Below are 24,811 nucleotides of genomic sequence, written 5' to 3'. Positions count from 1 at the left end.
GCGCCCGCAAGGGCCGTTGTGGCACAACAACATTTGTGCCTCAGGCGGCACCCAGGAGGGGCCTATACGCCGAGGTAACGATCCAGCGCTTCCGGCTTGCCGGCCAGGTCGGCCGCCGGGCCAGCCAGTACCACCCGGCCTTTTTCCAGCACCACGGCGCGGTCGGCGTGCGCCAGCACCGAGCGGAAGTTGCGGTCTACCACCACCGAAGCGATCCCGGTGGCGCGCACCGTGGCGATGACTTCCCAGATCTCGCGCACGATGCGCGGGGCCAGCCCTTCGGTGGCTTCGTCCAGCACCAGGCAGTCGGGATTGGTCATCAGCGCGCGGCCGATCGACAGCATCTGCTGCTCGCCGCCGGACAGTTGCTGGCCGCCATGCGAGAGGCGCTCCTTCAGGCGCGGGAACAGGTCGAGCACACGCGCCTCGTCCCAGTCGTTGCGGCCATTGCTGCCCTTGCGGGCGGCCATCAGCAGGTTTTCACGCACCGACAGGCTGGGGAAAATGCCCCGCCCTTCCGGCACGTAGGCGACGCCGAGGCGCGCCACCTCGTAAGGCTGCGCCCGCGACATGTCGCGGCCGGCCACGCGGATCTGCCCCTGGCGCTGGCGCACGTGGCCCAGCAGCGTGCGCAACAGCGTGCTCTTGCCCATGCCGTTGCGCCCCAGCAGGCCCACGGTCTCGCCCACGCCCACGGTGAAATCGATGCCGCGCAGCACATGGCTGGAGCCGTACCAGGCGTTGATGCCGGTGGCTTCGATCATCGGTGTGCTGGTGAGTGTGCTAGTAGGCGTACTCATGCGGCCTCGTTTTCTTCTTCGCCCAGGTAGGCAAGCTGGACTTCGCGGTTGGACCGGATCGCCTCGGGCGTGCCGGTGGCGATCACCGCGCCGTTGACCATCACGGTGATACGGTCGGCAACCGAGAACACCGCGTCCATGTCGTGTTCGACCAGCAGGATGGCATGGCCCTCGCGCAGGCCGCGCAGCAGCCCGAGCATGCGCGTCGATTCCTCGGCGCCCATGCCGGCGAGCGGCTCGTCGAGCAGCAGCGCAACCGGCTGCGTAGCCAGGCACATCGCCACCTCGAGCTGGCGCTTCTGGCCATGCGCCAGGTCGCTGGCGCGCCGGTCCGCCAGCGGCGCCAGGCCGGCGCGCTCCATCGCCTCGTCGGCCAGCGTGGCGCTGGTGCGGCAGCCCTGCGCGCTTTCCCACAGGCGCCAGGCCCGCTGCGCGCGCGACTGCGCGGCCAGCCGGCAGTTCTCGCGCACGGTCAGCGGCAGGAAGATGTTGTTGCGCTGGTAGCTGCGCCCCACGCCGTGCCGTGCCAGCCGCGGCTGCGACCAGCCGGTGACCTCCTCGCCCTTCAGAAACAGGCGCCCTGACGTGGGCGGCAGCTCGCACGACAGCATGTTGATCAGCGTGGACTTGCCCGCGCCATTGGTGCCGATCACGGCATGGATCTCATGCAGCGCCAGCGACAGGTCGACGCCGGCCACGGCAGTAAGGCCGCCAAAGCGGCGCGTGAGCTGCTGCGCCTGCAATACCGGGGTGTTCATGCGGCCTCCGTATTTCGCGCGTTGCCATCATTGGTCTCGCTGGCTTCGCTCCCCTGCCCGCCATTGTGCCTCCCGGTCTTGCCGCGGCGCCCGTGCCGCAGCACCGCGGGCAGGCTCACCAGCCCCCGCGGCAGCAGCGCGACGGCAACGATGATGAAGCCGCCCATCACGAGCTGCCAGTGCTTGGTCAGCGTGCTGAACCATTCGGCCAGCAGCACGAACGAAAACGCCCCCAGCACCGCCCCGGCAAGGCTGCCGACACCGCCCAGGATCACCATCAGCATGGCGTTGCCCGACTGGTGCCACGACGCGATCTCCGGGTTGACGAAGCCGAACTGGATCGCATAGAGGAAGCCGGCCAGCCCCGCCAGCACCCCGCCGGCGACAAAGGCGCCTAGCTGGTACCGATAGGTGGCATAGCCGGCGGCGCGCATGCGCTGCTCGTTATGGCGGATGCCCACCAGCGCATGGCCGAAGCGCGAACGCAGCACCAGCGCCAGCAGCGCGACCGTGGCCACCAGGCCCGCCCACACCAGCCAGTAGAAGTGCGTGGGGTCGGTGACGGTCAGCAACTGCTCGCCCGGCACCGGGAATTCCGGGCGGAAATAGATATAGGTGCCGTCGCTGCCGCCCGCGAGCTTGGTGTCATGGAAGACGAAGTAGACCATCTGCGCGAAGGCCAGCGTCACCATGATGAAATACACGCCGCGCGTGCGCAGCACCAGCGCGCCCACCACCAGCGCCAGCGCGGCCGAGGCGGCCAGCGCGCCGGCCAGCAGCAGCCAGCCGTTGCCCGGCCCGGATTGCGGCGCGAGCATCGCGGTGGCGTAGGCCGCCATGGCGAAGTACGCGGCATGCCCCAGGCTCACCAGCCCGGTATAGCCGATCAGCAGCTGCAGCGACAGCGCGAAGATCGCCATGATCATCACCTTGCTGAGCAGCTCGATATAGAACTTGTGGCTGTCCGCGGTCAGCAGCAGCGGCAGCACCGCCAGCACGGAGAAGGCCACCAGCCAGCCCAGCGCGGCAAGCAGCGCGGCATTGCCGCGGGAATGCCGGCGCGCCGGCAATGTCGTCGGATTCATGTCAGCCCGCCTTGAACAGCCCCTGCGGCTTCCACAGCAGGATCACCGCCATCAGCAGGTAGATCAGCACGCCGGCCGCCTCCTGCCAGAACACCTTGCCAAAGGTATCGACGAAGCCCAGCAGCAGCGAGGCCACCAGCGCGCCCTTGACCGAGCCGATACCGCCGATCACCACCACCACGAAGCACACGATCAGCACCTGCCCGCCCATGCCCGGATACACCGACGACACCGGCGCCGAGATCATCCCCGCCAGCACCGCCAGCGCCACGCCCAGCGCGAACACGAAGCGGTACAGCACGGTGATGTTGATGCCGAGCGACTGCACCATCTCGCGGTTGGTCGCGCCCGCGCGGATCATCATGCCCAGCCGCGTGCGCCGGATCACGTAGTACATGGCCGCGGCCACCGCCAGGCACACCGCGGAGATAAAGAGCCGGTACACCGGGTACGTCATGTCGTTGCCGATCGGCAGCGCGCCGTCGAGCAGCGCCGGCACCTGCACGCCGTGCACATCGTCGCCGACCAGGATGCTGCGCAGCTCTTCGAACACCAGGATCAGGCCGTAGGTCATCAGCACCTGCTGCAGGTGGTCGCGCTCGTACAGGTAGCTGAAGAAGGCCCACTCCAGCACGTAGCCGAACACCACCGCCAGCACGATGCCGAGCGGGATCGCGATAAACAGGTTGCCGGTCAGCCCGGCGAGCGTGAAGGCAAGGTATGCGCCCAGCATATAGAAGCTGCCGTGCGCCAGGTTGATCACGCCCATGATGCCGAAGATGAGCGTCAGGCCGCTGGCGACCAGGAACAGCAGCAGGCCGTACTGCACGCTGTTCAGGCACTGGATGAGGAAGGAGACGATGTCCATGCGGGCACTTCTGCAGACTACGACAGGGAAGACGGTTTTGGGTGCGCCAAAGCCGCCCGAACTTGCCTGAGCAAGGTGTTCTCCCTCTCCCCGCATGGGGAGAGGGGTGGGGTGAAGGGTGGTTTAGCCAGGTACCAGATCAAGCGGAGCCTTCGGTCTTGAATCGATGGGCGTCAGCCTTTGACCCGCATGCCCTCACCCCCTGCCCCTCTCCCGCAGGCGGGAGAGGGGAGCAAACACGCGGGTATTGAAGCGCTTACAGCCTGCACCCACGCGCCGGATCCGCCAGCGCCTTCACCGCCACCGAGCTGACCTTGTTCTCGCGCCCGTCCACCTTGCGCAGGTAGAAATCCTGCACCGGGTTGTGCGCCTTCGACAGCGTAAAGGCACCGCGCGGGCTGTCGATCTTGGCCGAGCCCATGGCCTTGTACAGGTCCGCCTTGCGCGTCATGTCGCCCTTGACCGCACTGGCACCGGCCGCGAGCAGCTGTGCCGCGTCATACCCCTGCACCGCGTAGACGTCGGGCTGCAGCTTGAAGGTCTTGGCGTAGTCCAGCCGGAAGTTCTTGTCGCGCGCATTGCTCAGGCCGTCCGCGTAGTGCAGCGTCGTTTCCAGCCCCTGCGCGGCGTTGCCCTGCGCTTCCAGCGTGCCGTCGGTCAGGAAGCCCGAGCCGTACAGCGGGATCTTGTCCTTCAGCCCCGCCGCGGCCCAGTCCTTGACGAACTTGACCGCGCCGCCGCCGGCAAAGAACACGAACACGGCATCCGGCTTGAGCGAAGCCACCTCGGTGATCAGCGCCTGGAATTCGACGTTGGGGAAGGGCAGGCTCAGCTCCTTCACCACCTTGCCGCCCTTGGCCTCGAAGGCCTCCTTGAAGCCCTTGACCGACTGCTCGCCGGCGGCGTATTTCCACGTCAGCGTCACCACCTTCTTGAGCCCGCGCTCGGCCAGCACCTGGCCCATCGCATAGCCCGGCTGCCAGTTCGAGAATGAAGTGCGGAAGATGTTCGGGCCGCACAGCGGACCGGTGGCTTCATCGACGCCGGCGTTGGGGATGATCAGCAGCGTGTTGTTTTCCTTGGCGACCTTGACGATGCCCATCTGCACGCCCGAATGCACCGTGCCGACCACCACGTCGACCTGGTCGCGCTTGACCAGCTTGGTGGCGTTTTCCGGGGCCTTGGCGGGGTCGGATTCATCGTCGACCTTGAAGTACTCGATCTCGCGGCCGCCGAGCTTGCCGCCCTGCTGCTGCACATACATGCGGAAGCCGTTCTCGATGGCGGTGCCGAGCGCCGCGTACGTGCCGGTGTACGGCAGCATGAAGCCGACCCTGATCTTGCCGCCCGGTGCGGGCTGGGCTGGCGGGGCGGGCTGGGCCGAGGCGCCGGCCATGGCAAACACGGTGGCGGCGGCAAGGCAGGCAGGCGCGAGCCCGCGCGGTGTGAAGCGACGCATCAATGTCTCCTGGTGGTCAAGCCGGCGGCTTACCGGACCGTTGCCGGTCCCCCTGCCGCTGCCGTGGCCTGCGACGGCGCATGCTGCGCCGCGGACCCTGCGGAGCGGGCGGGAAGCCCAATTATTTTAGGTATGAAGTATGTGTGTTTATATGCCGAACCGCGGCCTGCGTCAACGCCTCAGGCTGGTCGCGGTGTGGCGAATGCCCGCATCGCGCGAGTTTAAGCAACGTGGTTTGTGGGGCATATCGATGGATACCCTCGATCTGCGCCATGGTGCCGTACTCGTCGTCTTCGCCCTGCACCGCCAGCACCGGGCCCGTCAGCCCCGACAGCAGCGGACGCAGGTCCCACTGGCGGAAATCCGGGTCGAGCCAGATATCGTTCCAGCCCCAGAAGGCGGATTCGACGTCGTCATGATGGCGCCCCAGCCGCTGGCGCAGGTCGGTGTCGAGATAGACCTGGCGCGTGGCGGCGATGCTGCTTACTGACAGGTCTTCCACCACGATATGCGGCGCGAGCACGGTGATGCCGTCCAGCGCCTGCGGGAAGCTGGCGGCATAGATCAGCGCGATGGAAGCGCCATCGCTGTGCCCCATCAGCCAGGGCACGCCATGCTTGCGGCCGGGCCCGATATCGAGCGCGTCGAACAATGCCGGCAACGCCTCGCGCGCCTGGCGGTGCATGAAATCGGGGCGCCATTTCTCGGCATGCGGGCGCGGCGTGGAACGGCCGTAGCCGTAGCGTGAGAACACCAGCCCGCGATAGTCGCCGGCCTCGCAGAAATCGCGCGGGAAATCGCGCCACATGCTGACCGAGCCCAGGCCTTCGTGCAGGAAGACCACCAGCGGACGCTGCGTGCGCTCGGGGCGCAGCCACTGGTATTCGATCTGGATACGGCGTTCGTCGAACGGGATTTCCACCAGGCTGGTGGGCATCGGCATCTTGTCGTCTGGCATCGCTTCAGGAAGGAGTTGTCTGGGACTGGCGCGCGGCTTCCTCGCGCTGGCGCAGCCGGAAACGCTGGATCTTGCCGGTGGCGGTCTTGGGCAGTTCCGGCACGCATTCGATCTGGCGCGGGTACTTGTAGGGCGCGAGGCGCGCCTTGATGAACGCCTGCAGCTCCGCGGCCATGCCGTCCTGCCATTGCTGGCCCGGCCGCAGCACGACGAAGGCCTTGGGCTTGACCAGCTCGTCGGCATCGGCCACGCCGATCACCGCGGCTTCGAGCACGGCCGGGTGCAGCGCCAGCGCGGCTTCGACCTCGAACGGCGAGACGTAGATGCCGCCGACCTTGAGCATGTCGTCGCTGCGCCCTGCATAGGTGTAGTAGCCGTCGGCATCGCGCAGGTACTTGTCGCCGCTGCGCGTCCATTCGCCGACAAAGGTGTCGCGGGTCTTGTCGCGATTGCACCAGTACATCAGCGCCGCGCTCGGTCCCTTGATGTAGAGGTCGCCGATCTCGCCGGGCGCGCACGGTTCGCCGCGCTCGTCCAGCAGCTTCAGTTCGTAGCCCGGGACGGCCATGCCCGTGGTGCCGTAGCGCACCTCGCCGGGCCGGTTCGACAGGAAGATATGCAGCATCTCCGTGGAGCCGATGCCATCCAGGATGTCGCAGCCGAAATGCGCCAGGAAACGCTCGCCGATATCGCGCGGCAATGCCTCGCCGGCGGAGGTGCACACGCGCAGGGCCACGTCGCTGCGCACGGGCAGGTCGGGCGCGGCGAGCATGCCGGCGAACAATGTCGGCACGCCGAAAAACACTGTTGGCCGCTGCTCCCGCAGTCGCCGGAACACCGCCGTCGGCGTGGGCCGTTCGGCCATCAGCACGGTGGTCGCGCCAACCGACATCGGGAAGGTCAGCGCATTGCCCAGCCCGTAGGCGAAGAACAGCTTGGCGGCCGAGAACACGACGTCGTCCTCGCGAATGCCGAGCACCTGGCGGGCATAGAGATCGGCGGTGTAGAACAGGTTGCCGTGGGTATGCACCGTGCCCTTGGGGCGGCCGGTCGAGCCCGACGAATAGAGCCAGAACGCCATGTCATCGGGGCCGGTGCGCGCGACCGGCGCCGGCGAGCGGGTGCGCGCCAGCATCGCGCCCACGCTGCATGCCGGCGCCGCATCGCCATGCGGGGCGGCCTGGATCACCATCGGCGACAGGCCGCTCTTGTCGATCGCTGCCTGCATCACCGGCAACAGCGGCGTCGATACCACCACTGCGCGGGCGCCGCTGTGCGCGAGCATGTACGCATAGTCGTCCGCGGTCAGCAGCGTGTTGACCGCCACCGGCACCACCCCGGCCAGCAGGCAGCCGAGAAACACCGTGGGGAAGTCGACAGTATCGAGCGCGCACAGCAGCAGCCGCTCTTCCTGCCGGAATCCCGCATCGCGCAGCGCGCCGCCAAAGCGGCGGGCGCGGGCATCGAGCGCGGCGTAGGTCAGCGAAGTGGCGTCGTCGACATAGGCGACCTTGTCGCCCCGCCCTGCTTCGAGGTTGCGCGAAAGCAGGTCTTCGGCGGCGTTGTAGCGCGTCGGCAGCACCGCGACGGTGCCGTCCGGCGCTGCAGTGCGGGCAATGGCGGCGGTATTCGGGGGCGTCATGTCTCCACTCCTTGGTGTCGCATGCCGCGCGCTGCCTGGACCGGTAGCTACGCGCCAGGCGCCAGGCCAGTCGCTGTTATCTCGATGTCCGGATCACTTGCGTGCCGGCATCCGCTTTGCGATGCATTTTATTTCATATCAACTATTATGCAAGCAAGGGGATGCACTATAAGACAGCGCCTTGCGGGGAGCCGCCGGGCGGGAGCCCGAAGCACCACAGGGCGCGGCAACCCTGCTCGTATAATGCGCCCTTGCTTTTTGCCAGGCGGCCCAGGCGCCGCCCGGCCAACATGACCTTCGACACCATGCGCCGCGACCCAGCCCCGCTGCCTGCCACCGACCCCGACGCCCGCCCCGCGCGCGAAGCGTCCGCGCCGGCCGCCAATGCCGAGCGCGACCCTTACCTGACCCAACTGGGCGACCGCATCCGCTCGCTGCGCGCCTCGCGCGGCATGTCGCGCAAAGACCTGGCGCGCGGCGCCGGCGTGTCCGAGCGCTACCTCGCCAACCTCGAAACCGGCACCGGCAATGCCTCGGTGCTGCTGCTGCGCCAGGTGGCCGGCGCGCTCGACGTGCCGCTGCCGGTGGTGCTGGCCGAGGTGGACGGCCCGAACGGCTTGAACGGCCAGCAGGCGACGGAGTTCGCGCAGATGGTGCAATGGCTGGCGCAACTGCCGGCCGCGGACCTCGCGCGCGTGCGTGAAGCCTGCCGCCATGCGCTGGCGCCTGAAGAATCCGGTGACGCGCGCCACCGCCGCATCGCGCTGATCGGCCTGCGCGGCGCCGGCAAGTCCACGCTGGGCCGCGCGCTGGCGGCCGCGCGCGACGTGCCCTTCGTCGAACTGAACACCGTGATCGAGCAGGAAGCCGGCGCCAGCCTGTCCGAAATCCATTCGCTGTATGGCCAGGCCGCCTACCGCCGCTACGAGATGCGTGCGCTGGAACGCACGCTGCGCGAGAACGAGCGCATGGTGCTGGCCACGCCGGGCAGCCTGGTGTCGGAGCCGGGCACCTTCAACCTGCTGCTGGCGCACTGCTACACCATCTGGGTGCGCACCTCGCCGGAAGAGCACATGGCGCGCGTGGTGGCCCAGGGCGACATGCGCCCGATGGAAGGCAACCGCGAGGCCATGGCCGACCTGCGCCGCATCCTGCAGGCGCGCACGCCGCTGTACGCCCGCGCCGATATCTCGATCGACACCAGCGGCCTGGATGCCGCGACCTCGCTGCAACAGCTGCGCGCACAACTGCAGGCCGCGGGCGCCTGACCTCGCTTTACCCGCTCTCACCCCGCACGCGTTGCGCGCGCGGGGCAATCAGGCATTGCGCCGCGCCCTCCTCTGCACTATATTTCATCAAAAGCCGCAAGGCACTATAGTGCATCAAGGAGACAGCCATGTCCGCGCCGGCACCCGCCCCCGAAGCCCCCGTTTCCGTCACGTTCGAGCGCCATCCCGACCAGTACCGCCACTGGAAGCTCAGCTTCAACGGCCCAGTCGCCACGCTGGCGATGGACGTCGACGAGGAAGCCGGCCTGTGGCCCGGCTACGCGCTTAAGCTGAATTCGTACGACCTCGGCGTCGACATCGAACTGCATGACGCGCTGCAGCGCATCCGCTTCGAGCATCCCGAAGTGCGCACCGTGGTGCTGACCAGCGCGCGCGAGCGCATCTTCTGCTCCGGCGCCAATATCTTCATGCTGGGCCAGTCGTCGCACGCGTGGAAGGTCAACTTCTGCAAGTTCACCAACGAGACCCGCAACGCCATCGAGGATGCCAGCGAGCATTCCGGGCTGAAATTCATTGCCGCCTGCAACGGCACCACCGCCGGCGGCGGCTACGAGCTGGCGCTGGCCTGCGACGAGATCGTGCTGGTCGACGACCGCTCTTCCGCGGTCAGCCTGCCCGAAGTGCCATTGCTGGGCGTGCTGCCCGGCACCGGGGGCCTGACCCGGGTGACCGACAAGCGCAAGGTCCGGCGCGACCATGCCGACATCTTCTGCACCACCACCGAGGGCGTGCGCGGCCAGCGCGCAAAGGACTGGAAGCTGGTCGATGAAGTGGTCAAGCCGGCCCGCTTCGCCGAGTACGTCGCCGAGCGCGCCGCGGCACTGGCCGCCGCCAGCGACCGCCCGCAGGGCCACCACGGCATCACGCTGACGCCGCTGTCGCGCACGGTCGAGCCCGACGGCTACCGCTACGAGACCGTGCGCGTGCATATCGATCCCGCGGCACGCAAGGCCACGCTCACCATATTCGGCCCCGACAAGCACCAGCCCGCCGATCTGGCCGGCGTGGTCGCCGCCGGCGCGCAATGGTGGCCACTGAAGATGGCGCGCGAGCTCGACGATGCCATCCTGACGCTGCGCACCAACCACCTCGGCATCGGCATCTGGGTGCTGAAAACCGATGGCGACCCGGCGCAGGTACTGGCCGCCGATGCGCTGCTGGAAGCCAATGCCGGCCACTGGTTCGTGCGCGAGACCATCGGCATGCTGCGCCGCACGCTGGCGCGGCTGGACGTGTCGTCGCGCAGCCTGATCGCGCTGATCGAGCAGGATTCGTGCTTCGCCGGCACGCTGCTGGAACTGGCGCTGGCGGCTGACCGCAGCTACATGCTGCACCTGCCCGACGCGCCCGACGACGCGCCGCGCATCTTTGTTTCGCCAGTCAACTTCGGCCGCTACCCGATGCCGAACGGGCAAGACCGGCTGGCCGCGCGCTTCTATGGCGACGAGACCGCGCTGGCCGCGGTGCGCGAACACGTCGGCGCCCCGCTCGACGCGCTCAGCGCCGACTCGCTCGGCCTGATCACCGCCGCGCCGGACGATATCGACTGGGAAGACGAAATCCGCATCGCGCTGGAAGAGCGCGCCAGCCTGTCGCCGGACGCACTCACCGGCATGGAAGCGAACCTGCGCTTCGGCGGCGCCGAGAACATGGCAACGCGCATCTTCGGCCGGCTGACCGCGTGGCAGAACTGGATCTTCCAGCGGCCCAACGCCGTCGGCGAGAACGGCGCGCTGAAGGTGTTCGGCACCGGCAACAAGGCGCGCTTCGACTGGGACCGGGTGTAGCGCCCTGCCCCCTGCCCCGCGCAAGGACAACGAGGAGACACCGTGAGCATCGACTACAGCCAGAAGATCCCCAACAACGTCAACCTGTCAGACGACCGCGCGCTGCAACGCGCGCTCGAGCACTGGCAGCCCGCCTTCCTCGACTGGTGGCGCGACATGGGGCCCGATGGCTCGCACAACTTCGACGTGTACCTGCGCACCGCGGTGTCGGTGGACCCGTCGGGCTGGGCGCATTTCGAGCACGTCAAGATGCCCGACTACCGCTGGGGCATCTTCCTGCAGCCGGCCGACCCGGAGCGCAGGATCCATTTCGGCGAACACAAGGGCGAAGCCGCGTGGCACGATGTGCCCGGCGAGCACCGCGCCAACCTGCGCCGCATCATCGTCACGCAGGGCGACACCGAGCCGGCATCGGTCGAGCAGCAACGGCACCTGGGCCTGACCGCGCCCAGCCTGTACGACCTGCGCAACCTGTTCCAGGTGAACGTGGAAGAAGGCCGCCACCTGTGGGCCATGGTCTACCTGCTGCACCGCTACTTCGGCCGCGACGGCCGCGAGGAAGCCGAGGCGCTGCTGGAGCGCCGCTCCGGCGACCAGGACAACCCGCGCATCCTCGGCGCCTTCAACGAGCGCACGCCGGACTGGCTGTCGTTCTTCATGTTCACCTACTTCACCGACCGCGACGGCAAGTTCCAGCTGTGTGCGCTGGCCGAGTCGGGCTTCGATCCGCTCGCGCGCACCACGCGCTTCATGCTGACCGAGGAAGCGCACCACATGTTCGTCGGCGAATCGGGCGTATCGCGCGTGATCCAGCGCACCTGCGAGGTCATGCGCGAGCGCGGCATCGAAGATCCGGAACAGGTGCGCGCCGCCGGCGTGATCGACCTGGAGACGATCCAGCGCTACCTGAACTTCCACTACAGCGTGACCATCGACCTGTTTGGCGCGGACCAGTCGTCTAACGCTGCCACCTTCTACAGCGCCGGCCTGAAGGGCCGCTTCGAGGAAGGCAAGCGCGCCGACGACCATGTACTCAAGGGCGATGTCTACCGTGTGCTGGAAGTGCGCGACGGCCGCCTGGGCGAGCGCGAGGTGCCGATGCTCAATGCTCTCAATGAAGTGCTGCGCGACGACTACATCAAGGACAGCATGGGCGGCGTGGCGCGCTGGAACAAGGTGATCGAGAAAGCCGGCATCTCCTTCCGCCTGACCGTGCCGCACAAGGCCTTCAACCGCAAGATCGGCACGCTGGCCAACGTGCATGTGTCGCCGCAGGGAGAACTGATCTCAGAGGCCGAGTGGAAGGCCAACGAACGCAAGTGGCTCGCCACGGACGAGGACCGCGCCTTTGTCGCCAGCCTGATGGGCCGCGTGGTCGAGCCCGGCAAGTACGCCAACTGGATCGCGCCGCCGGCGGTGGGTATCAATCGCCAGCCGATGGATTTCGAGTACGTGCGTTTCAACTGAACCAGGCAAGAAGCCGGCAAGGAGATACCGGACTAACCAGAGATAAGAGCAATGGGCGCCCCCGACATCATCAAGCAGCACCTGATCGACCCGGAAATCTGCATCCGCTGCAATACCTGCGAGGACACCTGCCCGATCGACGCCATCACCCACGACGACCGCAATTACGTGGTCAAGGCCGAGGTCTGCAACGGCTGCAATGCCTGCCTGTCGCCGTGCCCGACCGGCGCCATCGACAACTGGCGCACCATGCCGCGCGGCGACGCCTATACCATCGAGGCGCAGCTGTTGTGGGACGAACTGCCGGCCGAGGTGCCGTTGCCGGAGCTGGACACTGCGATCGAAAACACCGCGGCCGCGGCGCCCGCTACGGCGGCGCCTGACGTGAGCATCCAGGCGGTCGAAGCCAGCCGCCACACCTCGCAGCGCGCGCCATGGTCGGCGGCGCACCCGTATGTGAACCTGCACGGCGTGCGGGCGCCGGTCGCCGCGACGGTGGCCGGCAACTACCGGCTCACCGCCGACGACGCCTCCAGCGATATCCACCATATCGTGCTGGACTTCGGCACCCATTTCTTCCCGATCCTCGAAGGCCAGTCGATCGGCATCGTGCCGCCGGGCACCGACGCCGCGGGCAAGCCGCACTACATCCGCATGTACTCGGTGGCCAGCCCGCGCGACGGCGAGCGCCCCGGCTACAACAACCTCGCGCTGACGGTAAAGCGGGTCGACCAGGACCATGACGGCCGGCCGGTGCGCGGCGTGGCATCCAGCTACCTGTGCGACCTGGCCAAGGGCGACACCGTGCAGGTGGTGGGTCCGTTCGGCACCACCTTCCTGATGCCCAACCACGCCGAAGCCAGCGTGATGATGATCTGCACCGGCACGGGCTCCGCACCCATGCGCGCCATGACCGAGCGCATGCGCCGCAACCTGGCGCACTTCAGCGGGCGCCGGATGCTGTTCTTCGGCGCCCGCAATGCCAACGAACTGCCCTACTTCGGCCCGCTGCTCAAACTGCCCAGGGATTTCCTCGACATCCACTTCGCCTTTTCGCGCGATCCCGATACACCGCGCCGCTATGTGCAGGACGCCATCCGCGAGGCGGCCGATGCCGTGGCGACCCTGCTGGCGGACCCGAACGGCCATGTCTACATCTGCGGACTGAAAGGGATGGAGGAAGGCGTGCTGGCCGCCTTCAACGCGGTCTGTGCCGGCGCCGGCCGCAGCTGGGCGGAACTGGAAGCCATCATGAAAGCCGAGGGCCGGCTGCATATCGAGACCTATTAGCCGGCACGCCTGTCTAACCGGAACCGGCCCGCCAGCATCCGGCGGGCCGGACCTTTTTGCCCCAAACACTTCCCTTCTGAAATCGTTCGCCTATAATCTTTCTGAAGAAACAGGAGCAAGGCGATGCAATCCAGGCGGATCCCGGAAACAGACCCCGCCGGCGGCCCCGACCCCGGCACCACGCTGACCAAGGCGGTAATGCGTGCCGCCGGCTTCCTTGGCATCAGCCAGGCGGTGGTGGCAAGCGTGCTGGGGATCAGCACGGCTTCGGTATCGCGCATGGCATCCGGCGGCTATGTACTCGACGCGCACCGCAAGGAGTGGGAATTCGGCGTGCTCTTTGTACGCCTGTTCCGCTCGCTGGACGCAATCCTCGGCCATGGCGACCAGGCGCGGCTGTGGCTGACGCATGAAAACCTGGCACTGGGCGGCAAGCCCATCGAAATGATCCGCACAACGGAAGGTCTGGTCCGTGTCGTTCACTACCTGGACGCCACCCGCGGTCGCATCTGAGCGCCGGCAGTTCGCGCTCACGTTGTGGCGGGCGGTGGAAGCCCAGCACGTTGTCTCCACCATGCCGCTGGTCGACAGCCTCGAAGAACAGGCCGTGCTGGAAGCCGTGCTCGATGCCGGCAAACCTGCGGTACCGGTCGAGGCACGCCACCTGCACTATCTGCTGTTCACCCCCTTTCGCTACCCGCCGTCTCCCTGGGGTTCGCGCTTCCGTGCCGCGCAGGATCCCGGCGTGTTTTACGGCGCCGCGGAGATCCGCACGGCCTGCGCGGAGCTGGGCTACTGGCGCTGGCGCTTCCTTAACGACAGTCCGGCGCTGCCGGGCATCGACGCGCGCGCGCAGACGCTGTTCGAAGTGCGCATCGCCACCGACGGCGTGGCGCTCGACGCCCCGCCCTTCGACCGCGATCGCGATGCCTGGACCGATCCCGACCGGCACGAACCCTGCCAGGCCTTCGGCCGCGTCGTGCGCGAAGCCGGCCTCGGCATGATCCGCTACACCTCGGTACGCGACCCGCATCACGGCCTGTGCGGCGCCGTGCTGACGCCGCGCGCTTTCGCCCACCCGCAGCCACTGGCAACCACCACCTGGATGCTGACCGTGCGCCCCGACCGCGTGATCTGGCAGCGCGACGACCTGCAGCAGCGCGACAGCTTCGAGTTCGCCGCCACGCTGTGGCAGCGCACAAGCGATAGTCCGGGCGAGGGCTGAACCTGTTCGCGCTCGCGGCGATCTAATCGTTGTGGCACGCGGGTTTTCGCGGCGCTTGGCGATACTTCCAGTCAGGTGTTGCAATGCGCAACCAGGTGCCCTATAATCTTTTCTTCGACGGACGCGGGGTGGAGCAGTCTGGCAGCTCGTCGGGCTCATAACCCGAAGGTCGCAGGTTCAAATCCTGCCCCCGCAACCAACCGCTGATGATGCGGTTGGACACTGCAAGTCATCCGATCCGATTCGGTCCCATTCGGTCCGCTCGACAGACAAACCCGCCACTGGCGGGTTTTTTGTTTTGGCCGCGCCGTTTTGCGCAGCCTCAGCACACACGCCGGCAGCATCATCGGTGCGGCATGCAACCGACCTCACCGTGCTGCCCTGCTGACCCGCCGCGGCGCCCTCCGCGAGGGTGATACACTTTCGCCATTCCTCCCGGACGCCCCTCATGAAATTCTGCTCGAACTGTGGCCATGCGGTCGTGTTGCGTGTGCCTGACGGCGACAACCGCCCGCGCAGTGTCTGCGACAGCTGCGGCACCATCCACTACGTCAACCCGCGCAATGTCGTGGGAACGATTCCGGTCTGGGAAGACAAGATCCTGATCTGCAAGCGCGCGATCGAGCCGCGCTATGGCTCCTGGACCCTGCCCGCCGGCTTCATGGAAATCGGCGAGACCACCGCGCAGGCCGCCGCGCGCGAGACGCTGGAAGAAGCCGGCGCGCGCGTGCAGGTGGGCGAGCTGTTCTCGATCCTCAATGTGCCGCATGTGCACCAGGTCCACCTGTTCTACCTGGCCACGCTGGACGACCTGGACATCGCGCCGGGCGAGGAAAGCCTGGAGGTCAAGCTGGTGGAAGAGGCCGACGTGCCGTGGGACGAACTGGCGTTCCCGACCGTGATCCACACGCTGCGCTGCTTCTTCGCCGACCGCGCCGCCGGCCGGCTGCAGGACGGCAGCTTCCGGCTGCATAGCCTGGATATCGACAAGCCCATGCGCCCGCTGACCAGCCGGGCCACGGTCACGCCCTGAGCGCCGGCCGGCGCGCGCAACACCCGGCACGGCCCTCATGATCGCCTGGCTGGAGCCGCACGACCCGTTTCCTCCGGTGGAGGAGGCGCTCGGGCCCGATTCCGACGCGCCCGGCTTGCTGGCGGCTAGCCGCGACCTGTCGCCCCAGCGCCTGCTGCTGGCGTACCGGCAAGGCATCTTTCCGTGGTATTCGAGTGGCCAGCCGGTGCTGTGGTGGAGCACCGACCCCCGCATGGTGCTGGCGCCGCAGGCATTGCGCGTGTCGGTGACGCTGCGCAAGACGCTGCGCCGCGTGCTGCGCGACGCGGACTGGGAAATCCGCGTCGACGACGATTTCGCGGCGGTGATGCGCGCCTGCGCCACCACGCCGCGCGACGGGCAGGACGGCACCTGGATCACCGGCGACATCATCGCCGCCTATGGCACGCTGCACCGCAACGGCCTGGCGCATTCGGTCGAGACCTGGTTCCGCGGCGAGCGTGTCGGCGGCTTGTACGGCGTGGCGCTGGGACGGATGTTCTTCGGCGAGTCGATGTTCGCGCACCGCACCGACGCCTCCAAGATCGCGCTGGCGGCGCTGTGCGCCTTCCTCGGCAACCACGGCGTGGCGATGATAGACTGCCAGCAGGAGACCGACCACCTGGCCTCGCTGGGCGCCAGCCCGATCCCCCGCGCGCAGTTCGTGGCACATGTGCGCGCGGCGGCGCTGCAGCCCGCGATCCACCCGTGGCGGTTCGACAAGTCGGTGCTGGAGTGCTGGGCCGGAACGCCAGCCGCGCCAGCCGGTTGAATCCCGGGAAGGACGCCGCCCCCGCCAAACGTCCGCCCGCATCGTCCCGCCCGGAGCCCCCAGAGTCATGAGCAAGCTGAAGGAACTACCGCTCTCTGCGCTGCAGTTCTACGCTACGGCGCCCTACGCTTGCAGCTACCTGGAAGGCCGCATGGCGCGCTCGCAGGTCGCCACGCCCGCGCACCTGATCAACGCCGACGTCTATTCGCGCCTGGTGCGCGCAGGTTTCCGGCGCAGCGGCATCTTCACCTACCGGCCATATTGCGACGATTGCCATGCCTGCACGCCGTGCCGGGTGCTGGTCGACCAGTTCACGCCCGACCGCTCGCAGCGCCGCGCCTGGCGCCGGCATGAGCACCTGCAGGCGCTGGTGGCGCCGCTGACCTACGTCGAAGAGCACTATTCGCTGTACCTGCTGTACCAGTCGATGCGCCACGCCGGCGGCGGCATGGACCAGGACAGCCGCGACCAGTACGAGCAGTTCCTGCTGCAAAGCCGTGTCAATTCGCGCCTGGTCGAGTTCCGCGAACCTCCGGGATCGCCCGAGGCAGGCCGCCTGCGCATGGTCAGCATGATCGACGTGCTCGACGACGGGCTGTCGTCGGTCTACACCTTCTACGACCCGCTCGAGCGCAACGCCAGCTACGGCACCTTCAACATCCTGTGGCAGATCCAGCAGACCCACGCGCTCGGCCTGCCGCACCTGTACCTGGGCTACTGGATCGCCGACAGCCGCAAGATGGCGTACAAGGCACGCTTCCAGCCGCTGCAGGTGCTGACCGGCAACCACTGGCACGCCTTCGAGGAAAAGGACGCCGCCGCGGCCCCAGACGCCCCCGACACGCCTCCCGCGAAGGAGTAGCCCGCCACCGGGCAAGCGGCCCAGCCGCTACAATGCCGGGCTGGAATTCACTCTGTGACGGCCCCGCCGGCCGGCTGCCCCGTGCTCAACGCGCTCTACCCCCTGTTTCGCCCCGCCCTGTTCTCGATGGATGCCGAGGACGCCCACCATTTCACGCTGAACAACCTGCTGCGCGCCCACCGCATGGGCCTGGGCGGCTGCATCGGCAACAAGATCGCCGACGATCCGCGCACCGTGATGGGCGTGCGCTTCCCCAACCCGGTCGGGCTGGCCGCCGGGCTGGACAAGGACGGCGCGTATATCGACGGGCTGGCCGCGTTCGGCTTCGGCTTTATCGAGGTGGGCACGGTCACGCCGCGCGCGCAGCCGGGCAACCCGCGCCCGCGCATGTTCCGCCTGCCGCAGGCGGATGCGCTGATCAACCGCATGGGCTTCAACAACGGCGGCGTCGATGCCTTTGTCGCCAACGTCAAGGCGTCGCGCTGGAAGGCCGAGGGCGGCGTGCTGGGGCTGAATATCGGCAAGAACGCCGATACGCCGATCGAGCGCGCCAATGACGACTACCTGTACTGCCTGGAGCGGGTCTACCCGCACGCCAGCTATGTGACGGTCAATATCTCGTCGCCCAACACCAAGAACCTGCGCCAGCTGCAGGGCGCCAGCGAGCTGGACAGCCTGCTGTCGACGCTGAAGGACGCGCAGCAGCGCCTGGCCGACCAGCACAAGCGCTACGTGCCGCTGGCGCTGAAGATCGCCCCGGACCTCGACGCCGACCAGATCGGCAATATCGGCGACGCGCTGGTGCGGCACAAGATCGACGGCGTGATCGCCACCAACACCACCATTTCGCGCGAGGCGGTCAAGGGGCTGCCGCATGCCGAGGAAGCCGGCGGCCTGTCGGGGCGCCCGGTGTTCGAGGCCTCCACGCGCGTGGTGCGCGCGCTGCACGCCGTGGTCGGCGATGCGGTGCCGATCATCGGCGTGGGCGGCATCTTCAGCGGCGCCGATGCGCGCGCCAAGATCGACGCCGGCGCGAAGCTGGTGCAGGTCTACAGCGGGCTGATCTACCGCGGCCCGGCGCTGGTGCGCGACTGCGCCGCGGCCTTGCGTCGCTAAGCCTTCTCCATCCCCCTGCCGGGGCCCGGCTCGAGGAAAACCTCGACGCCCGGGATGCGCAATTGCATGAAGATGGGATCGCCGCAATCGGGGTAATCCACAAGGAAATCACGAATCCCGCGCAATAATATGCGCCTGAATGGCCGATAGCGGGCGTCTGACAGCATCGGATGCCGCGCTTTGGCATGATGACTACGCATTTCGTGCGCGAGAAGTGGTATCCTCGCAGGCTTATCGCTGTCGCATCCGACGCGCCCGCGCACGCTCCCTCTCGCCGCAGGAAGCCGCCGCGCACGCCCCGGACCGGCACCGTCCGCCAGTGCACGGGCGAGCGCCAGGACAGCGGACCGAACCATCCGCGGCCGCATCCATCCAGAACCGAGCATTCGGGGGAGAACAGATAATGAAGTCCATCAAGGGTCTCGCAGCAACCAAGTCGATCCTGGGCGGCGCCGTGGCGCTGGCCTTGCTGTACGGCGGCGCCGTGCAGGCCCAGACCGTCAAGGTGCTGTCGATCGTCGACCACCCCGCGCTGGACGCGATCCGCGACGGCGTGCGCGCCGAACTGAAGGCGGCCGGCTATGACGCCGACAAGAGCCTGAAGTGGGAATACCAGAGCGCCCAGGGCAACACCGGCACCGCCGCGCAGATCGCCCGCAAGTTCGTCGGCGACAACCCGAACGCCATCGTTGCCATCGCCACCCCGTCGGCCCAGGCCGTGGTCGCCGCGACCAAGACGGTGCCGGTGGTGTACTCGGGCGTGACCGATCCGGTCGCCGCGCAGCTGGTCAAGAGCTGGGCCGCTTCGGGCACCAACGTGACCGGCGTGTCGGACAAGCTGCCGCTGGACAAGCAGGTCGCCCTGATCAAGCGCGTGGTGCCGAAGGCCCGGAACGTGGGCATGGTCTACAACCCGGGCGAGGCCAACTCGGTGGTGGTGGTCAAGGAACTGAAGGAGCTGCTGGCCAAGGAAGGCCTGACGCTGAAGGAAGCCGCCGCGCCGCGCACCGTGGACATCGGGCCGGCCGCCAAGAGCCTGATCGGCAAGGTCGACGTGATCTACACCAACACCGACAACAACGTGGTGTCGGCGTATGAGTCGCTGGTCAAGGTCGCCAACGAATCGAAGATCCCGCTGGTGGCGGCCGATACCGACAGCGTCAAGCGTGGCGCGGTGGCCGCGCTGGGCATCAACTACGGCGACCTGGGCCACCAGACCGGCAAGGTCGTGGTGCGCATCCTGAAGGGCGAGAAGCCGGGCGCGATCGCTTCGCAGACCAGCGACAACCTGGAGCTGTTCGTGAACACGGGCGCCGCCGCCAAGCAAGGCGCCACGCTGTCGCCGGAGCTGATCAAGGAAGCCAAGACGGTCATCAAGTAAGCACGTCACTGCCCGCCGCCGTCGCAATACGGCGGTGCCCTGCCGCGCCTACCCGGCGCGGCAGGCGCAGACCGGGCGAGGCGGCGGGCGGCTCCACACGGGCCGCCGTGCCGCCCCGCTCCAAACCGGCGCCAGGGTAGCCGCCGGCCCCCGCAACAGGATTCCCCCATGTCCCTTTTTTCCCTTCTGGGCGCCCTGGAGATCGGCCTGATCTTCAGCCTGGTCGCGCTCGGGGTGCTGATTTCCTTCCGCATCCTCAACTTCCCCGACCTGACCGTTGACGGCAGCTTTCCGCTGGGCGGCGCCGTTGCCGCGACGCTGATCGCCGCCGGCCAGGACCCGTTCCTGGCGACCGTGGTCGCGATCGCAGCCGGCGCGCTGGCTGGCTGGATCACCGGCTGGCTCAACGTGCGTCTCAAGATCATGGACCTGCTCGCCAGTATCCTGATGATGATCGCGCTGTACTCGGTCAACCTGCGCATCATGGGCCGCCCCAACGTGCCGCTGATCACCGAGCCGACCCTGTTCACCATCCTGCAGCCGGAATGGATGCCTGACTACGTGCTGCGCCCGCTGGTACTGTTCATCGTGGTGGTGATCGCAAAGCTCGGCCTGGACTGGTTCTTCAGCTCGCAACTGGGCCTGGCGATGCGCGCCACCGGCGCCAACCCGCGCATGGCCCGCGCGCAGGGCATTCCCACCGGCCGCGCCACGCTGGCCGGCATGGCGCTGTCCAATGCGCTGGTGGCACTGGCCGGCGCGCTGTTCGCGCAGACCCAGGGCGGCTCGGATATCTCGATGGGCATCGGCACCATCGTGATCGGCCTGGCCGCGGTGATCATCGGCGAAACCGTGCTGCCGGCGCGCCGCCTGATCTGGACCACGCTGGCCGTGGTGCTCGGCGCCATCCTGTACCGCTTCTTCATCGCGCTGGCGCTGAACAGCGACTTCATCGGCCTGAAGGCGCAGGACCTGAACCTCGTCACCGCCGCGCTGGTGACGATCGCGCTGGTGCTGCCGGCCACGCGCAAGAAGCTGTTTGCCCGCAAGAACGGAGGTGCCTGAGATGCTGCGCGCACAAGACCTGAAGCTCACCTTCAACCCGGGCACCCCGATCGAGACCCGCGCGCTGCGCGGACTCACGCTGGAAATCCCGAGCGGCCAGTTCGTCGCCGTGATCGGCTCCAATGGCGCCGGCAAGTCGACCTTCCTGAACGCGATCAGCGGCGACCAGATGGTCGACTCGGGCCGCATCACCATCGATGACACCGACGTCACGCGCCAGCCGGCATGGGACCGGGCGCACCTGGTGGCGCGCGTGTTCCAGGACCCGATGGCCGGAACCTGCGAGGCGCTGACCATCGAGGAGAACATGGCCCTGGCGATGGCGCGCGGCGCGAAGCGGGGTTTCCGCCCGGCGCTGAACCGCGCCTCGCGCGAGCTGTTCCGCGAGAAGCTGCGGCTGCTGAACCTGGGGCTGGAAAACCGCCTGACCGACCGCATCGGCCTGCTGTCCGGCGGCCAGCGCCAGGCGGTGAGCCTGCTGATGGCATCGCTGCAGCCGTCGCGCATCCTGCTGCTGGACGAGCATACCGCCGCGCTGGACCCGAAGACCGCCGCGTTCGTGCTGGAACTGACCGCGCGCATCGTCGAGGAGAGCAAGCTGACGACGATGATGGTGACGCACAGCATGCGCCAGGCGCTGGACTACGGGCAGCGCACGGTGATGCTGCACCAGGGACAGGTGGTGCTGGATGTCTCTGGCGACAAGCGCAAGGGGCTGGATGTGCCGGACCTGCTGAAGATGTTCGAGCAGACGCGGCATGAACAGCTGGATGATGACGCGCTGTTGCTGGGCTGACAGCGCTGACATCCAAGAAGAATGGGGAGCTTTGGCTCCCCATTCTTTTGCGTTCGATGACGCTTGAGTGTCCCGAATGTTTGCTCCCCTCTCCCGCGAGCGGGAGAGGGGAGCAAACCGGCAGCATGCAAACGACTAATCGATCGTGATGCGCCGCTGTCTGATCAACCCCGCCCACCGGACACTCTCCTTCTGGATTGTTGCCGCCAGCTGCTGCGGCGTGCCACCCGCCGCCTCCATCCCCAGCGTTGCCAGCTTTTCCTTCAGCGCCGCATCGGCCAGCACCGCGTCGGCATGCTGGCTGAGCTTGCGTACGATCTCGGGCGGCGTACCCGCCGGCGCCATCAGCGCATACCACGACACCGCCTCGAATTTCGGGAAGCCCTGCTCCGCGATCGTCGGCACATCGGGCAGCACCGTCGAGCGTTTGGTGCTGGCCACGCCCAGGGCGCGCAGCTTGCCTGCCTTGATATAGGGCAACGCCGCCGACAGCTGCGCGAACATCATCGTCACCTGCCCGCCGACCACATCGGTCATGGCCGGGCTCACGCCCTTGTACGGCACGTGGTTCAGCTTGACGTTGGCATCGAGCTGCAGCAGTTCCCCGGCGAGGTGCGCCTGGCTGCCGGCGCCGGGCGAGGCGAAACTCAGTTCGCCCGGTTTCTGTGCGGCCAGCTTGAGCAGGTCCGCCAGCGATCTGGCCGGCGTGGCCGCGTTGACCACCAGCACGTTTTCGGCGGTGGCGAGCATCGCCACCGGCGCCAGGTCGGACTGCTTGTAGGGAAGGTTTGGCATCAGCGTGGGATTCACCGCGATATTCCCGACCGGCACCAGTGCGATGGTGTAGCCGTCTGGCGCTGCCTTGGCCACCATGTCGACACCGATGGTGCCGGCGGCGCCGGCCTTGTTCTCGACCAGCACGCTCTGGCCGGTGGCCTTGGCGATGCCCTCCCCGACGGCGCGCGCCAGCACGTCGGCGGGGCCGCCGGCGGCAAACGGCACGATCAGGCGGACCGGCCTGGCGGGATAAGCCGGCGGCTGGGCATGGGCCGGCGCCGCACCGAGCCATGCCGCGCAGGCTGCCGCACAGGCAAACAGGCAATGCATGGCAAGGCGCCGGATGTCAGAACTCACGAAAGACTTAACATCGGATTTCACAGCGGCATTCACAGCGGATTTCATGACGTTTTCCCCAATTTGGCAGTAATCAGGCTATGGCTCCTCCACCGCGCCGGCAGTCTTGTTATCGCCGATGGCCGTGTGCGGTCAGACACGTTGCCTATCCCGTGCCCCGCTCTGCAGCGGCGGGACCGGTCAGCGCAAAGCTCGCGCGATCCGCTTCATTCGCCATCGCGGGCAGGCAGGCATAGTCGCCCGGCTGCACCTCAACGAAGCGCGCCAGTTCCAGCGACGCCAGCAGCGCGGTGCCGGCGGCATCCTCATGCATTCCCAGCAATGCCGCACGCACGCGAGCACACTGCTGCGGATCGGTTCCCGCCGACGCGACCAGCACCGGAATCGGTGCGGGCGGCGTCAGCGCCAGCGTCTTCAGCTGCGCGGCAAGCCCCGGGTCATAGCGGCGCAGCAGGTCCATCACATAGCTGTCGATCACCCCCACGTCGGCATCGCCAGCAAGCACGGCATCGATGACCTCGCGCGGAGTTGGCGTGGCCATCGCAGCGGGCCGGTACAGCGACTGCGTACCCGCCGGTGCCAGCCGCATCAGGTAATGGCGCGGCGCGTTATAGCCCGAGTTCGACTCAGGCAACATGCATGCCAGCCGCCCGCCGAAGGTTTGCGCCAGGGACTGCACCGGCGCATCGGCGCGCACGATGAACTCCGTGAAATAGACCGGCCTTCCGCCATAGCGCGCATGCGACGGAACCGGCGCGGCCAGCAACTGCGGCGTAACCGGCGCGCTCGCGTACGGATAGCCACACATGAACACGCAGCCGCAGTCCGGCCGCGCCCACAGCGCGCTGACCGGCGCCGGCGCGGGATGCCCGACATACGGCAACGCAACGCCCGCGCGCTCGGACACGCGCGCCAGCAGCGCGCGCCATGCCGCTTCGGCCTGCGGCGTTACCGCGTACATGCGGGCATTGGCAATCATGCGTACACCAGCTTCTGGCCCAGCCCGCGCTGCTCGGCCTTCTTCAGGATGGCATGTCCCAGCGCGATATCGCTGAGCGACAGGCCGCGGTGCCAGAACAGGTTGGTTTCGTCGTCGCTCTGGCGGCCGGGCTTGCGGCCGGCGGCGATCTCGCCCAGTTCGGCGTAGAGCGTCTGTTCCGACAGCTTGCCCGCTTCGACATGCGCGCGCAGCGAGCCGAACATGCCGCCCTTGCACTGGCCCCAGTCGTCCACCACCATCCGCGTCATGATGTCGGTCAGCGACAGCTCGACCGCGCTCATGGTGCCGTAGGGCACGACGAACGCACCGGGCTTGATCCATTCGGTCTTGAGCATCGGCGTCGGGCGCTCCAGGCGCGACGCCTCGACCACGATGTCGGCGCCGCGCACGCACGATTCCCAGTCGTCGGTCACCACGATCTTCTTGCCGAGATCGCGCTCCAGCCGCGCGGCAAAGGCATTGCGGCTTTCCGGACGGCGCGAATGCACGCGGATCTCGTCGAAGTCATAGAGGCTGTCGAGCAGGCGCACATTCCAGTACGAGGTGCCGCGCGCGCCGATATGGCCCAGCACCTTGCTGTCGCGGCGTGCCAGGTGCTTGGCGCCGAGCGCGGTCAGCGCGCCGGTGCGGGCATCGGTGATGAAGGTGGCGTCGATCACCGCCACCGGCATGCCGGTGCGCGGATCGAACAGGTTCAGCATGGCCATCTCCGAAGGCAGGCCGAGCTTGTAGTTGTCGACGAAATCGCCGACGACCTTGACGCCGGCCAGCCCCAGCGGCGCCACGTAGCCGCGCAGCACGTTGAAGTGGCCGTTGAAGGCCGGGTCCGGCATCAGGTGCACGCGCGGCTCGATCACGGTCTGGCCATTGCCCTGCGCAACCAGTGCCTGCTCCACCGCATCGATGATTTCGGCATCGGTCATTTCCAGCCGCGCAATGTCCCGGCCGTTGAGGTAGGTGAGATGAATGTCAGCCATACGGTCCCCGCTCTCCAGATCAGTGTGTG

General features: G+C 67.7%; 23 protein-coding genes and 1 tRNA gene. 14 read left to right on the top strand and 10 right to left on the bottom strand.

All coding sequences use genetic code 11. The annotated features are described in order from the left end of the window. Positions 1-62: 62 nt before the first annotated feature. From AC5WJ1_RS06175 to AC5WJ1_RS06145, 7 genes are all read right to left on the bottom strand, one after another. Positions 63-800: an ABC transporter ATP-binding protein gene (locus AC5WJ1_RS06175; RefSeq protein WP_135705017.1), complete on the bottom strand. Its 738-nt coding sequence runs from the start codon at positions 798-800 to the stop codon at positions 63-65. Continuing rightward, complete coding sequence (locus tag AC5WJ1_RS06170) at positions 797-1,558, bottom strand: ABC transporter ATP-binding protein (RefSeq protein ID WP_135705016.1); 762 nt, start codon at positions 1,556-1,558, stop codon at positions 797-799. The genes AC5WJ1_RS06175 and AC5WJ1_RS06170 overlap by 4 nt, the downstream gene beginning before the upstream one ends. Next, complete coding sequence (locus tag AC5WJ1_RS06165; protein ID WP_494476417.1) at positions 1,555-2,643, bottom strand: branched-chain amino acid ABC transporter permease; 1,089 nt, start codon at positions 2,641-2,643, stop codon at positions 1,555-1,557. Before AC5WJ1_RS06165 ends, AC5WJ1_RS06170 begins: the two co-directional genes overlap by 4 nt. Before the next feature lies 1 nt (position 2,644). Then, positions 2,645-3,511, bottom strand: a complete 867-nt coding sequence (locus AC5WJ1_RS06160) for a branched-chain amino acid ABC transporter permease (RefSeq protein ID WP_063238635.1) — start codon at positions 3,509-3,511, stop codon at positions 2,645-2,647. 256 nt (positions 3,512-3,767) lie between these two features. Further along, entirely contained in the window at positions 3,768-4,970 is a 1,203-nt protein-coding gene (locus AC5WJ1_RS06155) for an ABC transporter substrate-binding protein (protein ID WP_195429522.1), read from the bottom strand. A 121-nt stretch (positions 4,971-5,091) separates the two neighbouring features. Further along, positions 5,092-5,907, bottom strand: a complete 816-nt coding sequence (locus AC5WJ1_RS06150) for an alpha/beta fold hydrolase (RefSeq protein ID WP_195429524.1) — start codon at positions 5,905-5,907, stop codon at positions 5,092-5,094. A 25-nt stretch (positions 5,908-5,932) separates the two neighbouring features. Further along, positions 5,933-7,570 carry a benzoate-CoA ligase family protein gene (locus AC5WJ1_RS06145; RefSeq protein WP_494476416.1) on the bottom strand — a complete coding sequence of 546 codons (1,638 nt, stop codon included), beginning with the start codon at positions 7,568-7,570 and terminating at the stop codon, positions 5,933-5,935. Between the two features lie 305 nt (positions 7,571-7,875). Between AC5WJ1_RS06145 and AC5WJ1_RS06140 the strand changes: the two genes are divergently transcribed. From AC5WJ1_RS06140 to AC5WJ1_RS06075, 14 genes are all read left to right on the top strand, one after another. Then, entirely contained in the window at positions 7,876-8,838 is a 963-nt protein-coding gene (locus tag AC5WJ1_RS06140; RefSeq protein ID WP_135706244.1) for a helix-turn-helix transcriptional regulator, read from the top strand. Between the two features lie 128 nt (positions 8,839-8,966). Next, entirely contained in the window at positions 8,967-10,646 is a 1,680-nt protein-coding gene (gene boxC / locus AC5WJ1_RS06135; protein WP_494476415.1) for a 2,3-epoxybenzoyl-CoA dihydrolase, read from the top strand. Between the two features lie 42 nt (positions 10,647-10,688). Then, positions 10,689-12,113: a benzoyl-CoA 2,3-epoxidase subunit BoxB gene (gene boxB, locus AC5WJ1_RS06130; RefSeq protein ID WP_135705013.1), complete on the top strand. Its 1,425-nt coding sequence runs from the start codon at positions 10,689-10,691 to the stop codon at positions 12,111-12,113. Between the two features lie 51 nt (positions 12,114-12,164). Further along, entirely contained in the window at positions 12,165-13,403 is a 1,239-nt protein-coding gene (boxA, locus tag AC5WJ1_RS06125) for a benzoyl-CoA 2,3-epoxidase subunit BoxA (protein ID WP_135705012.1), read from the top strand. A gap of 123 nt (positions 13,404-13,526) precedes the next feature. Continuing rightward, on the top strand, positions 13,527-13,916 hold the full coding sequence (locus tag AC5WJ1_RS06120; RefSeq protein WP_063238628.1) for an MbcA/ParS/Xre antitoxin family protein: 390 nt from the start codon (positions 13,527-13,529) through the stop codon (positions 13,914-13,916). Beyond that, positions 13,876-14,628, top strand: coding sequence for an RES family NAD+ phosphorylase (locus AC5WJ1_RS06115; protein WP_133096818.1), 753 nt, complete (start codon positions 13,876-13,878; stop codon positions 14,626-14,628). Before AC5WJ1_RS06120 ends, AC5WJ1_RS06115 begins: the two co-directional genes overlap by 41 nt. A gap of 122 nt (positions 14,629-14,750) precedes the next feature. Beyond that, positions 14,751-14,827 (top strand) — tRNA-Met (locus AC5WJ1_RS06110). 249 nt (positions 14,828-15,076) lie between these two features. Next, entirely contained in the window at positions 15,077-15,661 is a 585-nt protein-coding gene (locus tag AC5WJ1_RS06105; protein WP_135705011.1) for an NUDIX hydrolase, read from the top strand. Between the two features lie 37 nt (positions 15,662-15,698). Next, positions 15,699-16,451, top strand: coding sequence for a leucyl/phenylalanyl-tRNA--protein transferase (gene aat / locus AC5WJ1_RS06100; protein ID WP_133096816.1), 753 nt, complete (start codon positions 15,699-15,701; stop codon positions 16,449-16,451). A gap of 67 nt (positions 16,452-16,518) precedes the next feature. After that, entirely contained in the window at positions 16,519-17,313 is a 795-nt protein-coding gene (locus AC5WJ1_RS06095; RefSeq protein WP_133096815.1) for an arginyltransferase, read from the top strand. An 81-nt stretch (positions 17,314-17,394) separates the two neighbouring features. Then, on the top strand, positions 17,395-18,429 hold the full coding sequence (locus AC5WJ1_RS06090) for a quinone-dependent dihydroorotate dehydrogenase (RefSeq protein ID WP_133096918.1): 1,035 nt from the start codon (positions 17,395-17,397) through the stop codon (positions 18,427-18,429). 403 nt (positions 18,430-18,832) lie between these two features. Beyond that, entirely contained in the window at positions 18,833-19,810 is a 978-nt protein-coding gene (locus tag AC5WJ1_RS06085) for an ABC transporter substrate-binding protein (RefSeq protein ID WP_135705010.1), read from the top strand. 168 nt (positions 19,811-19,978) lie between these two features. Then, positions 19,979-20,875: an ABC transporter permease gene (locus AC5WJ1_RS06080; RefSeq protein WP_029047685.1), complete on the top strand. Its 897-nt coding sequence runs from the start codon at positions 19,979-19,981 to the stop codon at positions 20,873-20,875. Position 20,876: 1 nt separating this feature from the next. Continuing rightward, complete coding sequence (locus tag AC5WJ1_RS06075) at positions 20,877-21,671, top strand: ABC transporter ATP-binding protein (RefSeq protein WP_063238620.1); 795 nt, start codon at positions 20,877-20,879, stop codon at positions 21,669-21,671. Between the two features lie 135 nt (positions 21,672-21,806). Here AC5WJ1_RS06075 and AC5WJ1_RS06070 read toward each other — a convergent pair whose 3' ends face one another. The 3 genes from AC5WJ1_RS06070 to AC5WJ1_RS06060 form a co-directional block, all read right to left on the bottom strand. After that, complete coding sequence (locus tag AC5WJ1_RS06070) at positions 21,807-22,853, bottom strand: tripartite tricarboxylate transporter substrate binding protein (protein WP_133096813.1); 1,047 nt, start codon at positions 22,851-22,853, stop codon at positions 21,807-21,809. 97 nt (positions 22,854-22,950) lie between these two features. Then, on the bottom strand, positions 22,951-23,784 hold the full coding sequence (locus AC5WJ1_RS06065; protein ID WP_135705009.1) for a phosphate/phosphite/phosphonate ABC transporter substrate-binding protein: 834 nt from the start codon (positions 23,782-23,784) through the stop codon (positions 22,951-22,953). Continuing rightward, positions 23,781-24,782 (bottom strand): ornithine cyclodeaminase family protein, encoded by a 1,002-nt coding sequence (locus tag AC5WJ1_RS06060; RefSeq protein ID WP_133096811.1) that lies wholly within the window; start codon positions 24,780-24,782, stop codon positions 23,781-23,783. Before AC5WJ1_RS06060 ends, AC5WJ1_RS06065 begins: the two co-directional genes overlap by 4 nt. Positions 24,783-24,811: the final 29 nt, after the last annotated feature.

The organism is Cupriavidus sp. MEYA8 (assembly GCF_059278825.1).
Note: the sequence above shows the minus strand (reverse complement) of the source record. Positions and strands in the feature narration are given on the sequence as shown.